Below are 13,660 nucleotides of genomic sequence, written 5' to 3' on the forward strand. Positions count from 1 at the left end.
AGTCACCTTGCCGCGGGCATTGCTTGCGGCATCATCAGCGCCTCCTAGGATTTGTGGCCACGCGCCAATTGGCGCTCCACAGATTGCGAGTAACGCGACATGCCGAAGCAAAAGCTCCAGTAGACCAGCCCCGCAAAGAGGTAGCCGGTTGATGAGATCGTCGGGCCTGCCCAGTTCGGATCGACGCGCGCCGTTTCGACGGCCTTCAGGAAATCCGCGATGCCGACGACGGCGACCAGAGTCGTGTCTTTGAACAGACCGATGAAGGTCGAGACGATACTCGGTATGACGATCGTCAACGCCTGAGGGAGGACGATCAGGCGCATCATGTCGAAGTAGCCGATCCCGAGCGCCTTGGCCGCTTCTTGTTGCCCCTTCGGGATCGCCTGAAGGCCGGCTCTCACGACCTCGGCCATATAGGCGGACGAGAACAACGCTATCGCGATGAGCGGGCGCAACAGACGATCAGGCGTCAGATAATCCGGGACAACCCAGGGCGAGCATGTGAAGTAAAGTCAGCCGCACCCGCTGGGAAGGGAAATCGCAGCGGTTTCAATGGCTTGATAATGGCGGAGAGAGCGGGATTCGAACCCGCGTTACGGTCTCCCGTAAACACACTTTCCAGGCGTGCGCCTTCAACCACTCGGCCACCTCTCCGTCCTTGCATTCGCGCCGGCCGGTTTTGCCACGCGGGTTGGGGAGATGCATCCCTTTGGGATTTGCGGGAAGACCCGCTTGATGGACACCGCCAACCAGCGGATGCCCTTCCCGGCGCCCGTCAATTAAACAGGCGCGGGGCTCATCTAGTCGATCCGGCGCCGAATGCCAAGCCATAACGGCAGTCTATTCGCTTTGCCGGCCATGCATCGTTTCGCGGGGCGTTGAACGGCTCCGCTTCTAAGGCGCTTCGGTTCTGAATGGTGTTCCACGGGCAAGGCGGCAGGGCCGGCCGCGCTTGACTTCGCCCCTCGCCACCTGTCGAGTGCGGCGGAGGCTTTGCGAGGGCAACGTCCAGACATGACATCGAGCAATGAACAGCCGGCCAGCGGAACGCCGGCCGGAGGCATGCCAGGCGGGCTGACGCCCGCAGGGCGTTCGGACAGCGGGCTGTCCTTCGTGCCCGTGGTCTGGCTCCTCTTCGTCATGGCATGGTCGGTCTACTGGCTGGTCTCGGCGCGGTGGCTGTTCGAGAGTTCCGGCGTGCCGGACAGGATCTTCTATTTCGTGCTTGGCGGACTGGCCTTCGACATCGTCACCATCGTGTGGGGGCTTTATCTGCTCGGCCTGGCCTTCAGCCGTTCCGCGCGCTTTCCGCGTCATTTCACCATCTGGCAGATCACCACCATCGCCTGGCGGCTGGCCGAGCAGGTCTATGCGCTGACCGTGCCCGATTTCACCGTCTCCGCCAGGGAGCTTGCGATCGCCGCCACCGAAATCGTCATCGGCCTGTTTTGCATTTACCTGCTGCGCCGCCGCGACGAGGCCAAGGCCTTTTATGCAAGGCCGGAAGCGCAGGCACCGTCAGCCTTTGGTTCGATCGTCGCCGCGTTGGCCGGCATCATCCTCGGCGCCGTCGTCGGCACTGTCGCCGGCTTCGCGCTTGGCGCGGGGATCGCCGAAGCCACCGACATCAGCTGTTTCGAAGGCGGCTGCGGCTACTTCGCGGTGTTCATCGGCCTTGCCGGGCTGGTGGTCGGGGCCATTGGCGGCGGCGTCCTCGGCGTCTGGCTCGTCCATCGGCGGAGCCGAAAGGTGGCCATATAGGCGGGCGATAGGCTTCAAATTCGCGTATGGCGATTGCACGCCGGGCGTGCGCATTCTATTCCTCGCCTTTGACCGGAAGGTCCTCGGGAGGAACTTGAGGACCGGGGAAGATTTCGATGTTGCGTTTTTTGTTTCGCCTCGCGGCCATGATCGCACTCTCGGTCGCCGTCATCATGGCCGTGCTCGACGCGACGCGCTCGGTGGCGGCTTCCACTTTGGTCATGACGCCGCTGAATTCGAGCTGGCTGGCGGTTTCGCCCGACACCCGCGCGGCCTTCGAGACCTTTGTGCGCGCCAAGGTCAATCCGATGATATGGGATGGCGGCATCGCCTGGGTGCTTGCCCAGCCGGGGTTTGCCGTCTTCGCGGTGCTTGCCTTCATCCTCTATGCGATCGGCTACCGGCGCCGGCGGCGCGGCGGAGAATTCGCGCCGGGCTGATGGGTTGTCCCAGCGGACTTGCGACGACAACGCGGCAATCGTCCACAGCTGTCACCGCATTGGGCATGTTTTTCCAACGGGGGGCATGCTTTTCCAAAAGGTCAAAATTCCGCGTGAATTTTGTTTCGGGCCGTGCCAGATTGCCTTGAGCGGGAGGGGAGTACACTCCTGGCTGATGCCGCATGCCTGCCGGAGAACCGGGCAGGCGGGCGGCGCGTAACGGAAAAAAATAACCGACAGGGTGTGGATCACATGAAACGTATCGTTCTCGGCCTCCTGGCCGCAACCGCAATGGTTCTTCCGGCTTTCGCCGCGGATGTCCAGCCGGCCATCCTCTACGATCTCGGCGGCAAGTTCGACAAATCCTTCAACGAGGCTGCCTATCACGGCGCCGAAAAGTTCAAGACCGAGACCGGCACCGCCTATGTCGAGTTCGAAGTGTCGAACGCCTCGCAACGCGAGCAGGCGCTGCGCCGCTTCGCCGAGGACGGCCGCAACCCGATCGTCATGGCCGGCTTTGCCTGGGAGGATGCGCTGAAGGTGGTCGCGAAGGAATATCCCGATCTCAACTTCGCCATCATCGACGATGCCGTCGATATGCCCAATGTCCGTTCGCTTGTGTTCAAGGAAAACGAAGGCTCCTATCTCGTCGGCATCCTGGCGGCGATGGCCTCGAAGTCCAAGAAGGTCTCCTTCATCGGCGGCATGGACATTCCGCTGATCCGCAAGTTCGAATGCGGCTATGTCGGCGGCGCCAAGGCGGCCGGTGCGACCGATGTCATCCAGAACATGACCGGTGACACGCCCGCGGCGTGGAACGATCCGGCCAAGGGCGGCGAGATCGCCAAGACACAGATCGACCAGGGCTCCGACGTGGTCTATGCCGCGGCCGGCGGTACCGGCGTCGGCGTGCTGCAGGCGGCGGCGGATGCCGGCAAGCTCGGCATCGGCGTCGATTCCAACCAGAACGGCCTGCAGCCCGGCAAGGTGCTGACCTCAATGCTGAAGCGCGTCGACGTGGCCGTCTACACCGCCTTCATGGACGGCAAGAACGGCACCTTCAAAGGCGGCCTGCAAAATCTCGGCCTCAAGGAAGGCGGTGTCGACTACGCCATGGACGACAACAACAAGGCGCTGGTCACCGACGAGATGAAGGCTGCCGTCGAAAAGGCCAAGGCCGACATCATCGCCGGCACGATCCAGGTGCACGACTACACCGCCGACAACGCCTGCCCGTATTGATCTGTATCCATTAGAGTTGAAACCGCCGGGCGAGAGTCCGGCGGTTTTGTTTTTGGGTTTGACGGGGGCCGCAACTTGAGAGGCGAGAGTGAAGCCGACCATCGGACCGATGACCGAACGCGATGTTGATGCAGTGGCGCGACTGCGCATCGCCGCCTTTTTCGAGGGCAGCGCAAGAACGTTGAATGAGGACGTCGCCGGGCTTCGCGAGTTGCTCAATGGAGATGGCTTCGAGGCGGCGCTTGTGGCGCGGATAGGGGACGTCCCGGCCGGGACCTGCCTGCTGGTTCGCCACGAACTTGAACCCGCGCATGAGCTGACGCCTTGGCTGGCGGGATTGGTCGTCGATAGCGACCACCGCGGCAAAGGGATCGGCCGCGCGCTGGTTGCAGCCATCGAAGCGCATGCAACCGCGATCGGTGTGGAGAGGACCTACCTCTATACGTGGGTGGCGCGAGACTTCTATGCCGGGCTCGGTTGGGCAGTGGTCGAGTCGTTTGAGCAGGACGGCTACCCGATGCTGCTGATGTCGCGCGAACTCGGCCTATAGCTGTCCGACGAGATAACCCAGCGCGAATACCATGATCAGCGCGATGGCGATGACGGCGCCGCGTCGGCCACCGAGCGAATGCACGCCGACGACGCCATAGGGCTTCCGCTCCAGTCTGCCGGTCACCGGCTTCGCTTCGTCCTGGCCAACCACACGCATCTGCGGCAGTTCGGCGATGCGTTGCGAGATCAGCCGCCAGCGATCGCTGCCGCCCGATAGCGCACCACGGTCGAAGACATGCATGCGCTCGGCCAGCCGCATCACCGTGTCGCGGAAGGCGGGATCGATCTCCAGGTCGCGCTCGGCACGTTCGCGGTCGCGATCGTTCATCAGGCCAAGCACATAATCGCCCGCCCGCGCAACGCGATCGCTTTCACTGGCCATAGGCTTCTCCTTGCTACCAGTGCGGCGGTTTGGTTATCGGCACGTCGGGTGCCGATTGTTCCTCCAGCGCCATGAAGCGCCCGGTCAGGGCATCGAGCTTGCGCTGCATGCGTTCGATCGCCGTCCACTGCTCGGCGATCTGGCCCGACAGTTCCTCGATGGTCTTTTCCTGCTCGGCGGCGCGGATTTCCAGCGTCGTCAGCCGGTCGACAGGCATGATCATTCGAAACTCCCCAGGTCCTGGTGCACGCAGTTGCAGCATGATGCGACTGTTGAGCCTTGCATATTAGTGAATGTGAAGGTCTGCGGCCACGTTCGAAATTGACAAGCGCACCGGGATTTGTCGAGAGTGGCCACTGCGCCGCCAATTGGCACGGGTGGGGCATCATGCTAGGCGTTTTGACCAAGCGATAAAAAAATAAGAGTGGGACAGGCTGCATGGCGCAAGCCGCAATCGAACTGATCGGCATCAACAAGAGTTTTGGCGCCGTTCGCGCCAATCGCGACATCAATCTGGAGATCGCACGCGGCACCATCCACGGCATCGTAGGCGAGAACGGCGCCGGCAAGTCGACGCTGATGTCGATCCTCTACGGCTTCTACCAGGCCGACAGCGGCGAGATCCGCGTCGGCGGCAAGCCGGCGTCGATCAAGACTTCCAACGACGCCATCGCGCTCGGCATCGGCATGGTGCACCAGCACTTCATGCTGGTCGACAATTTCACCGTGCTGGAAAACATCATCCTCGGCGCCGAAAGCGATGCGCTGTTGAAAAAGAGCATCGCCAAGGCGCGCTCCGAACTGGAGCGGCTCGAGCGCGAATACGGGCTGGAAGTCGATCCCGACGCCATCATCGAGGAATTGCCGGTCGGCCTGCAGCAGCGTGTCGAAATCCTCAAGGCGCTTTATCGCGGCGCCGAGATCCTGATTCTCGACGAGCCGACGGGCGTGTTGACGCCGGCCGAGGCCGACCATCTGTTTCGCATCCTCAGGCAATTGAAGGACCAGGGCAAAACGGTGGTGCTGATCACCCACAAGCTGCGCGAGATCATGGCCATCACCGACAATGTCTCGGTCATGCGCCAGGGCACGATGGTGGCGACGCGCGAGACCAGCAAGACGACAGTCGGCGAACTGGCCGAACTGATGGTCGGGCGGCGCGTGCTGCTGCGGGTCGAAAAGGGCGAGACGGAGGCTGGCGCGGTCAAGCTGGCCGTCAAGAACCTGACGGTGAAAGACCAGCGCGGCGTCACCATGGTCGACGACATCTCCTTCGATATCCGCGCCGGCGAGATCGTCGGCATTGCCGGTGTCGCAGGCAACGGCCAGTCCGAACTGCTGGAGGCGATCTCCGGCATCAGGCGCGCGGTTTCCGGCTCGGTCATGCTCGACGGCAAGCCGATCGACCTGACGGGGGCCGCCGATCCCGGCGAGTTGCGCGACCGTGGGCTCGCCCATGTGCCGGAAGACCGTCATCATGTCGGTCTGGTGCTGGCCTTCGAAGAGAACGAGAATTCGATCCTCGGCTACCATGACGACCCGCGCTACCTCAAAGGGCCGTTCCTCAACATCGACGCCATCATGACCGACGCCAAGGACAAGATCGAGAAATACGATATCCGTCCCGGCAATCCGCGTCTGAAGACGGCGAATTTCTCCGGCGGCAACCAGCAGAAGATCGTGCTGGCGCGGGAAATGGAACAGGACCCCGGTGTTCTCATCGTCGGCCAGCCGACGCGCGGCGTCGATGTCGGTGCCATCGAATTCATCCACAAGCGGCTGATTGCCATGCGCGACCAGGGCAAGGCGGTGCTGGTGGTGTCGGTCGAGCTCGACGAGATACGCTCGCTGTCCGACCGTATCCTGGTGATGTTTGCCGGCCGCATCGTCGGCGAGCGCGGCCCGGAGGCGACCGAAGGCGAGCTTGGCCTGCTGATGGCCGGTGTCGAGCGCCAGGAGGCGGCGCAATGAGCACGCCTTACGCAAAATTGCCGGCCTGGGCCGATTATGGGCTGATCCCGCTGATCAACCTGTCGGTGGCCTTCATCGTTGCCGGCTTCGTCGTCATGCTCGTGGGCGAAAACCCATTTCGCGCCGCCGTCATCCTGGTCGAAGGCGCCTTCGGCAAGGGAACCGGCATTGCCTTCACCCTGTTCTACGCCACCACCTTCATCTTCACCGGCCTGTCGGTGGCGGTGGCCGCGCATTGCGGCCTATTCAACATCGGCACCGAGGGCCAGGCCTATATTGCCGGCCTCGGCGTGGCGGTGGTCTGCCTTGCCTTCGACAGTGTGCTGCCATGGTGGCTGACCTTTCCGCTGGCGATCGCCGCCGGGGCCGCGGTCGGCGCGCTGTGGGCGCTGATCCCGGCCTATCTGCAGGCCAAGCGCGGCTCGCACATCGTCATCACCACCATCATGTTCAATTTCATCGCCGCGTCGATCATGGTCTATCTCCTGGTCGGGCCGTTGAAGCCGGCGGCCTCGCAAGCGCCGCAGACGCGCAACTTCCTCGCCGGCGCCGAACTGCCCAAACTCAACTGGATCATCGAACTGTTCGGCGCCAAGATCCGCTCGGCGCCGTTCAACATCTGCTTCCTGCTGGCGCTGCTCATGGCATTCCTAGTCTGGCTGCTGATCTGGCGCACCAAGCTCGGCTATGAGATGCGCACCTATGGCCACAGCCCGAAAGCGGCGCGCTATGCCGGCATTTCGGAGACCCGCATCATCATCATCGCGATGATGATTTCGGGCGCGCTGGCCGGCATGATGACGCTGAACCCGGTGATGGGCGACCAGCACAATGTGGCGATCGATTTCGTCTCCGGCGCCGGCTTCGTCGGCATCGCCGTGGCGCTGATGGGCCGTCTGCATCCGGTCGGCATCGTGCTGGCGGCGATCCTGTTCGGCATGCTCTACCAGGGCGGCGCCGAACTTGCCTTCGAAATGCCGGCGATTTCCCGCGACATGATCGTCATCATCCAGGGCTTGGTCATCCTGTTTGCCGGTGCGCTGGAGCACATGTTCCGGCCCTACGTCCAGGCGCTGTTCGCCTCGTTCAGTCCAAGGTCGGTGGGCATCGAAGCGTTCAAAGGGAAGGGCGCCTGAGATGGACGTCTTCATCGCCATCGTGCAGATCCTGGACTCGACCATACGCCTGTCGGTGCCGCTGCTGCTTGCCTGCCTTGCCGGCCTCTATTCGGAACGCGCCGGCGTTTTCGACATCGGGCTGGAAGGCAAGATGCTGGTCGGCGCCTTTGCAGGTGCGGCCGCCGCTTCGGTCTTCCATTCGGCCTTCCTCGGTCTCGGCATGGCGATCGTGATGTCGGTCGCCTTTGCCCTGGTGCACGGCTTCGCCTCGATCACCCATCGCGGCAACCAGATCGTCTCCGGTGTGGCCATCAACTTCGTCGCCGCCGGCTCGACCATCATTCTGGGCCAAGCCTGGTTCCAGCAGGGCGGGCGAACGCCGGCGCTGCAGCCGGGCGAGCGTTTCGAGGCCATCACTCTGCCTGGTGCTGCCGCGATCCACGACGTGCCGATCATAGGGCCGATCTATTCCGAGCTGCTCTCTGGCCATTCGATCCTGGTCTATCTCGCTTTCGCCATGGTGCCGTTCACCTGGTGGGTGTTGTTTCGCACCCGCTTCGGCCTGCGCCTACGCGCCGTCGGCGAGAACCCGGCCGCCGTCGACACCGCCGGCATCTCGGTCGCCTGGCTGCGCTACCGGGCCCTGATCTGCACCGGTGTGCTGACCGGCATTGCCGGCGCCTACCTCTCGATGGTGCAGAATGGCGGCTTCGTGAAGGACATGACCGCGGGCAAGGGCTACATTGCACTGGCGGCGCTGATCTTCGCCAAATGGCGGCCGGTCAACGCCATGTTCGCCTGTCTTCTGTTCGGCTTCCTCGACGCGGCGGCGATCCGCCTGCAGGGTTCGCCGCTGCCGTTGATCGGCAAGGTGCCGGTGCAGTTCATGCAGGCGCTGCCCTATGTGCTGACCGTGATCCTGCTTGCCGGCTTCATCGGCAAGGCGATCCCGCCGCGCGCCGGCGGCGTGCCTTATGTCAAGGAACGTTGATCCGGGCGCCCAGGAGCACTGAGCCGAAGATGCGGCCCGGTGCTCGAAAGGCGCCACGAAAACGCAAAGCGCCGGGTTTTGACCACGATCGTCGGAGAGAACACCTGAATGTCGCATGATCTGTTCGAAGCCGCGCAGGAGGCCATGGCCAAGGCCTACGCGCCCTATTCGAAGTTTCCGGTGGGTGCGGCGTTGCGCACCGAAGACGGCCGTGTCTTCACCGGCGCCAACATCGAGGTCGCGTCCTATCCGGAAGGCTGGTGCGCCGAGACCACGGCGCTCGGCCATTACATCATGGGCGGCGGCGGCAAGATCGTCGAGATCGCCGTCATTGCCTCGCGCATGGCGAAATGCTCGCCCTGTGGCGGCTGCCGGCAAAGGCTGGCGGAGTTCTGCCGGCCGGACACGAAGCTCTATCTTTGCGACAACACCGGCGTGGTCGAGACCGTGACGATGGGCGACATGCTGCCCTACGGGTTTCGTGGCGACATTTTGAAGTGAGAGTTGGCTGATATGAAGGAAGCTCTGGACCACCTCGTCGAAAGGCTGGACGGGTTGGCGCCGACCACCGCCATGGTGCTGGGGTCGGGCCTTGGCGGGCTTGTCGACCAGGTCGAGAATGCCGTGCGCATCTCTTATGCCGACCTGCCGGGTTTCCCCCGCAGCGGGGTGACTGGCCATGCCGGCGAGGTGGTCGCGGGGCTTTTCGCCGGCACGCCGGTGCTGATGCTGTCCGGCCGCGCCCATTACTACGAGCACGGCGTTGCTGCTGCAATGCGGCCGGCGCTGGAGGTGCTTGCCGGCATCGGCATCACCAAGCTGATCCTTACCAATGCCGCCGGCTCGGTCGATCCCGACATGCTGCCTGGATCGGTGATGCTGATCACCGATCACATCAATTTCTCCGGCTCCAACCCGCTGATCGGCGAGCCGAGCGACCGCCGCTTCGTCGGCCTGACCGAAGCCTATGATGCCGGCTTGCGCGCGGCGATCGAACGGGCGGCGAAGGCGACAGGGACGGCGCTGCACAAGGGCGTCTATATGTGGTTTTCCGGTCCGAGCTTCGAAACCCCTGCTGAAATCCGCATGGCGCGCGTCATGGGCGCCAATGCGGTAGGGATGTCGACCGTGCCGGAGGTCATTCTCGCCCGCTTCCTTGGGCTTCGCGTAGCCGCCTGTTCGGTGATCACCAATCTCGCCGCCGGGATGACCGGGGCGGAACTGTCGCACCAGGAGACCAAGGACATGGCGCCGATCGGCGGCGCACGGCTGGCGACGATCCTTGCGCATGTGTTCCAGGATGGGTTGCCGGAGCCGAAGGGCGCTGCCTGATGCTTCCGCAGGAAATCATCCGCCGCAAGCGCGACGGCCAGAAACTGTCCCCGCAGGAGATTTCGGCCTTCGTCGCGGGCGTGACTTCGGGCAGCGTCTCGGACGGCCAGGTCGGCGCCTTCGCCATGGCCGTGTTCTTCAACGGCATGAACCGCGACGAGGCGGTGGCGCTGACGCTCGCCATGCGCGATTCCGGCGATGTGCTCGACTGGTCGGACCTGCCGGGTCCGGTCACCGACAAACATTCGACCGGCGGCGTCGGCGACAATGTCTCGCTGATGCTGGCGCCGATCGTCGCCGCTTGCGGCGCCTATGTGCCGATGATCTCCGGCAGGGGCCTTGGGCATACCGGCGGCACGCTGGACAAAATGGATGCCATCCCAGGCTATATCAGCCAGCCGGATATCGCGCGCTTCCGCAAGACCGTGCTCGAGACCGGCTGTGCCATCATCGGCCAGACCGCCGATCTCGCGCCCGCCGACCGTCGCCTCTATGCGATCCGCGATGTGACCGGAACGGTGGAATCGGTGCCGCTGATCACTGCCTCTATCCTGTCGAAGAAACTGGCGGCCGGCCTGCAGTCGCTGGTGCTCGACGTCAAGGTCGGCAATGGCGCCTTCATGGAGAAGTCGCGCGACGCGACAGCACTTGCCAACAGCCTGGTCGAGATCGCCAACGGCGCCGGCCTGAAGGCATCGGCGCTGGTCACCGGCATGAACGAGCCGCTGGCGTCGGCGGCCGGCAACGCGGTCGAGGTGCGCAACGCCGTCGATTTCCTCACCGGGAGGCTCCGCGACAAGCGACTGGAGGATGTGACGCTGGCGCTGGCCGCCGAGATGCTGCAATCGGCAGGGCTGGCGTCGTCCAATCAGGACGGTCTCAGGCGCGCGGCCGAGACGCTGGCCGGCCGCCCCCCGGCCGCCCCCATAGCACGTATTGTCGCAGCCCTTGGCGGTCCCGCCGATTTCGTCGAGAAGCCGGAAAAATACCTGCCGAAAGCGGCGGTGGAGTTTGCGGTCAAGGCGGCAGGCAACGGCTTTGCCACCGGCATTGCCACCCGCGATATCGGCCTTGCCGTGGTCGGGCTCGGTGGCGGGCGTACGCGGCCGGACGACAGGATCGACCATGCGGTCGGCATCACCAGGCTGCTGCCGCTCGGCGCCGAGGTGCGGACCGGCGAGCCGCTGGCGCTCGTCCACGCCCGCACGCAAGCGGAGGCCGAAGCGGCCGCAGCCGCCGTGCTTTCGGCCTATACGATCGGGGCGTCGAAACCAGCCGCCGACAAGACTGTCATCCGGCGCGTGCTGTCGCGCGGGTAGCGGAAGGCGCTACTGCACCAGCAACAGTGTGCCGTTTTCGACCTGGTATTTTGCCAGCCGCTGCAAAAAGCTCATGCCGATCAGGTTGGTGCGCAGCGCCTTGTCGTCGAGGACCACGGCCTGGATGTTGTCGACGCTGATCTTGCCGATCTGCAGGCGGTCGATGTTGACCACAGCGGCCCTGATCGCGCCATTGGCGGTGTTGACCTGATGGCTGAAATCCGACGGGTTGAGCGAGATGCCGATGCGGCGCGCCGTCGAGGTGTTGATGGCGACCAAAGTGGCGCCGGTGTCGATCATGCCGTCGACCTGGCGGCCGTTGAGCTTGAAGGCGGAGGTGAAATGGCCGCGCTCGTCGGCCGCCACCAGGACCTTGCGACCGGTGGGCAGCGGTGCGGCCGGCTTGTCGGGAACCGAGGCCAGGTTCAGTTCGGGCTGAGGCTGCGCGGACGGCTTGCCGGCGACGGTCGACTTCAACAGGTTGTCGAGAATCTGCGGGTTCGACTGATAGACGATCGGGATCGATGCCGACGTTCCGGCGAACACGCCCAGAATGAGAAGCTTGCGCAGCATGAACGGACCTTCGTGAAGGCCCATTCTCGTGCGCACATGGTGTTTGCCGCTTTAACGCCAACCCGAAACCGCGGCTTTGCGTAAACGGGCGGTAAACGACTGGATGTCAGCTGGCCTTGCCAGCCGCCGTCATTTGGTTCCGTACATGCGGTCGCCGGCATCGCCGAGGCCGGGCATGATGTAGCCCTTCTCGTTGAGCTGGCGGTCGATGGAAGCGGTGAACACGGGAACATCCGGATGCGCCTTGGTGAAGCGCTCGATGCCTTCGGGCGCCGCCAGCAGGCAAAGGAAACGGATGTTGGTGGCGCCGCGCTCCTTCAGCTTGTCGATGGCCGCGATGGCCGAGTTCGCGGTCGCCAGCATCGGATCGACGACGATCACCAGCCGGTCGGCGAGATCGCTCGGCGCCTTGAAGAAATATTCCACCGCCTCCAGCGTTTCGTGATCGCGGTAGAGGCCGACATGCGCGACGCGGGCCGCCGGGACCAGGTCGAGCAGGCCTTCGAGCAGGCCATTGCCGGCGCGCAGCACCGAGGCGAAGACCAGCTTCTTGCCCTCCAGCGTCGGCGCTTCCATGGTTTCCATCGGCGTTTCGATGGTCGTCGTCGTCAGTTCGAGGTTGCGGGTGACCTCGTAGCCGAGCAGGAGCGAGATCTCGCGCAGCAGCCGCCGGAAACCAGCGGTCGACGTCTCCTTCTTGCGCATGATGGTGAGCTTGTGCTGGACAAGCGGGTGGTCGACGACGGTGACGCCCTGCATGGGTTGCTCCAGTGAATGGTGAATAGTGAATAGTGAATAGTGAGCAGGTTTGCGAGTCCCGATGGATCGATCATTGCCGTTGACAGGCCGAAGCGCCGGCAAACCAATCACCAGTCACCAGTCACCAGTCACCTCTTCGCATCGAGCCGGGCAAGCAGCGCGCTTTTCGTCTTCCTGTCGACGAAAGCCGCCTCGATCGCGGTTCGGGTGATGGCGGCCAGCGCCTTTTCGTTCATGGCGAAATGCTCGGCGGCGATGTCGTATTCGCGCTTCAGCGAAGTCCAGAAATAGGGCGGGTCGTCAGAATTCAGCGTCACCTTGCAGCCGGCTGCCTGCAGCGCAGGGAAAGGGTGATCGGCGAAACTGTCGTAGACCTTGAGCGCGATGTTGGAGCCGGGGCAGCATTCCAGCACGATGCCCTCATCGGCGATGCGCCGCACCAGATCGGGGTTTTCGATGGCGCGCACGCCATGGCCGATGCGCGACGGGCGGATATGGTCGAGTGCGGCCTGCACCGTCTCCCATCCGGTCAGCTCGCCGGCATGGATGGTGATGCCGAGGCCGGCTTCGCGGGCGATCTCGAAGGCCCTGACATAATCCTCCATCTCGCCCATGCGCTCGTCGCCGGCGACGCCGAAGCCGGTGACCAGCGGATTTCCGCAGCGCGCCGCAAAGCGCGCCGCCTGCTCGATCGACTCGACGCCGACATGGCGTACGCCGGTGACGATCATGCGGCCCTCGATGCCGGTCTTGGCTTTGGCGCGCAGCATGCCTTCGCCGAGCGCATCGGTATAGGCCTTGGGCGACAGGCCGGCCCTGACGGCATGGTCGGGCGAGGTGAAGACCTCGGAATAGATGGCGCCGTCGCGGGCAAGGCTGGTCAGATAATGGTCGGCGAGGCGGGCATAATCCTCCTCGGTGCGGAACAGGTCGGCGGAAAAATCATAAGCCGCCAGGAACGAGGTGAAATCATGCCAGACGAAGGAGCCGTTCTGGATATAAAGCGAGGTGTCCTTGCCGTATTTCTGCGCCTGACGGATGACGAGTTCGGGCGCCGCTGCCCCCTCGATGTGGCAGTGCAGTTCTGCTTTCAAAGGCATGCAGTTATCCCGTCTCATCAGTCCAGGCCGTAAAGCCCACCACCTGGAAGCGCGGCCGAACACCGCGCCTTAAACAATAGCGCCCGCAGCATCGATCGGCTATGGTCCCGCCGGTTT

The 13,660-nt window shown here is 63.9% G+C and carries 16 protein-coding genes and 1 tRNA gene; 10 read left to right on the top strand and 7 right to left on the bottom strand.

The features are described 5' to 3' along the window. Positions 1 to 44: 44 nt before the first annotated feature. Positions 45 to 458, bottom strand: a complete 414-nt coding sequence (locus NKI15_RS11140; RefSeq protein ID WP_352514016.1) for an amino acid ABC transporter permease — start codon at positions 456 to 458, stop codon at positions 45 to 47. Between the two features lie 109 nt (positions 459 to 567). Then, positions 568 to 657, bottom strand: a tRNA-Ser gene (locus NKI15_RS11145). A gap of 360 nt (positions 658 to 1,017) precedes the next feature. Between NKI15_RS11145 and NKI15_RS11150 the strand changes: the two genes are divergently transcribed. The 4 genes from NKI15_RS11150 (at position 1,018) to NKI15_RS11165 (ending at position 3,996) form a co-directional block, all read left to right on the top strand. Beyond that, positions 1,018 to 1,764 (top strand): hypothetical protein, encoded by a 747-nt coding sequence (locus NKI15_RS11150; protein ID WP_023707593.1) that lies wholly within the window; start codon positions 1,018 to 1,020, stop codon positions 1,762 to 1,764. Between the two features lie 116 nt (positions 1,765 to 1,880). After that, positions 1,881 to 2,204: a hypothetical protein gene (locus NKI15_RS11155; protein WP_023683176.1), complete on the top strand. Its 324-nt coding sequence runs from the start codon at positions 1,881 to 1,883 to the stop codon at positions 2,202 to 2,204. Between the two features lie 252 nt (positions 2,205 to 2,456). Further along, complete coding sequence (locus NKI15_RS11160) at positions 2,457 to 3,446, top strand: BMP family lipoprotein (protein ID WP_023683177.1); 990 nt, start codon at positions 2,457 to 2,459, stop codon at positions 3,444 to 3,446. Between the two features lie 88 nt (positions 3,447 to 3,534). Continuing rightward, positions 3,535 to 3,996 carry a GNAT family N-acetyltransferase gene (locus NKI15_RS11165; RefSeq protein ID WP_352514015.1) on the top strand — a complete coding sequence of 154 codons (462 nt, stop codon included), beginning with the start codon at positions 3,535 to 3,537 and terminating at the stop codon, positions 3,994 to 3,996. Here the strand turns inward: NKI15_RS11165 and NKI15_RS11170 are convergent. Together NKI15_RS11170 and NKI15_RS11175 are read right to left on the bottom strand one after the other, a co-directional pair. Next, positions 3,991 to 4,380 (bottom strand): hypothetical protein, encoded by a 390-nt coding sequence (locus NKI15_RS11170; RefSeq protein WP_352514014.1) that lies wholly within the window; start codon positions 4,378 to 4,380, stop codon positions 3,991 to 3,993. The genes NKI15_RS11165 and NKI15_RS11170 overlap by 6 nt on opposite strands. 13 nt (positions 4,381 to 4,393) lie before the next feature. Then, positions 4,394 to 4,600: a SlyX family protein gene (locus tag NKI15_RS11175; protein ID WP_196813821.1), complete on the bottom strand. Its 207-nt coding sequence runs from the start codon at positions 4,598 to 4,600 to the stop codon at positions 4,394 to 4,396. A 218-nt stretch (positions 4,601 to 4,818) separates the two neighbouring features. On the opposite strand from NKI15_RS11175, the gene NKI15_RS11180 reads away from it, so the two are divergent. The 6 genes from NKI15_RS11180 (at position 4,819) to deoA (ending at position 11,111) form a co-directional block, all read left to right on the top strand. Next, the gene (locus NKI15_RS11180) at positions 4,819 to 6,351 is read left to right on the top strand and encodes an ABC transporter ATP-binding protein (RefSeq protein ID WP_352514013.1); all 1,533 of its coding nucleotides are present in this window, start codon (positions 4,819 to 4,821) and stop codon (positions 6,349 to 6,351) included. Further along, on the top strand, positions 6,348 to 7,487 hold the full coding sequence (locus NKI15_RS11185; RefSeq protein ID WP_352514012.1) for an ABC transporter permease: 1,140 nt from the start codon (positions 6,348 to 6,350) through the stop codon (positions 7,485 to 7,487). Before NKI15_RS11180 ends, NKI15_RS11185 begins: the two co-directional genes overlap by 4 nt. A 1-nt stretch (position 7,488) precedes the next feature. Continuing rightward, complete coding sequence (locus tag NKI15_RS11190; RefSeq protein ID WP_023683182.1) at positions 7,489 to 8,460, top strand: ABC transporter permease; 972 nt, start codon at positions 7,489 to 7,491, stop codon at positions 8,458 to 8,460. 108 nt (positions 8,461 to 8,568) lie between these two features. Then, complete coding sequence (cdd, locus tag NKI15_RS11195; RefSeq protein WP_023683183.1) at positions 8,569 to 8,961, top strand: cytidine deaminase; 393 nt, start codon at positions 8,569 to 8,571, stop codon at positions 8,959 to 8,961. 12 nt (positions 8,962 to 8,973) lie between these two features. Beyond that, positions 8,974 to 9,792, top strand: coding sequence for a purine-nucleoside phosphorylase (locus NKI15_RS11200; protein WP_352514011.1), 819 nt, complete (start codon positions 8,974 to 8,976; stop codon positions 9,790 to 9,792). After that, positions 9,792 to 11,111, top strand: coding sequence for a thymidine phosphorylase (gene deoA / locus NKI15_RS11205; protein WP_352886107.1), 1,320 nt, complete (start codon positions 9,792 to 9,794; stop codon positions 11,109 to 11,111). Before NKI15_RS11200 ends, deoA begins: the two co-directional genes overlap by 1 nt. Before the next feature lie 9 nt (positions 11,112 to 11,120). On the opposite strand, the gene NKI15_RS11210 is transcribed toward deoA, so the two are convergent. From NKI15_RS11210 to NKI15_RS11220, 3 genes are all read right to left on the bottom strand, one after another. Continuing rightward, positions 11,121 to 11,684, bottom strand: a complete 564-nt coding sequence (locus NKI15_RS11210; protein ID WP_352514009.1) for a TIGR02281 family clan AA aspartic protease — start codon at positions 11,682 to 11,684, stop codon at positions 11,121 to 11,123. A 129-nt stretch (positions 11,685 to 11,813) separates the two neighbouring features. Further along, on the bottom strand, positions 11,814 to 12,443 hold the full coding sequence (upp, locus tag NKI15_RS11215; RefSeq protein WP_023671129.1) for a uracil phosphoribosyltransferase: 630 nt from the start codon (positions 12,441 to 12,443) through the stop codon (positions 11,814 to 11,816). A 128-nt stretch (positions 12,444 to 12,571) separates the two neighbouring features. Then, positions 12,572 to 13,543, bottom strand: a complete 972-nt coding sequence (locus tag NKI15_RS11220) for an adenosine deaminase (protein ID WP_023695615.1) — start codon at positions 13,541 to 13,543, stop codon at positions 12,572 to 12,574. Positions 13,544 to 13,660 lie beyond the last annotated feature (117 nt).

This window comes from Mesorhizobium sp. M0862 (assembly GCF_040319795.1).
In the GTDB taxonomy this organism is placed as follows: domain Bacteria; phylum Pseudomonadota; class Alphaproteobacteria; order Rhizobiales; family Rhizobiaceae; genus Mesorhizobium.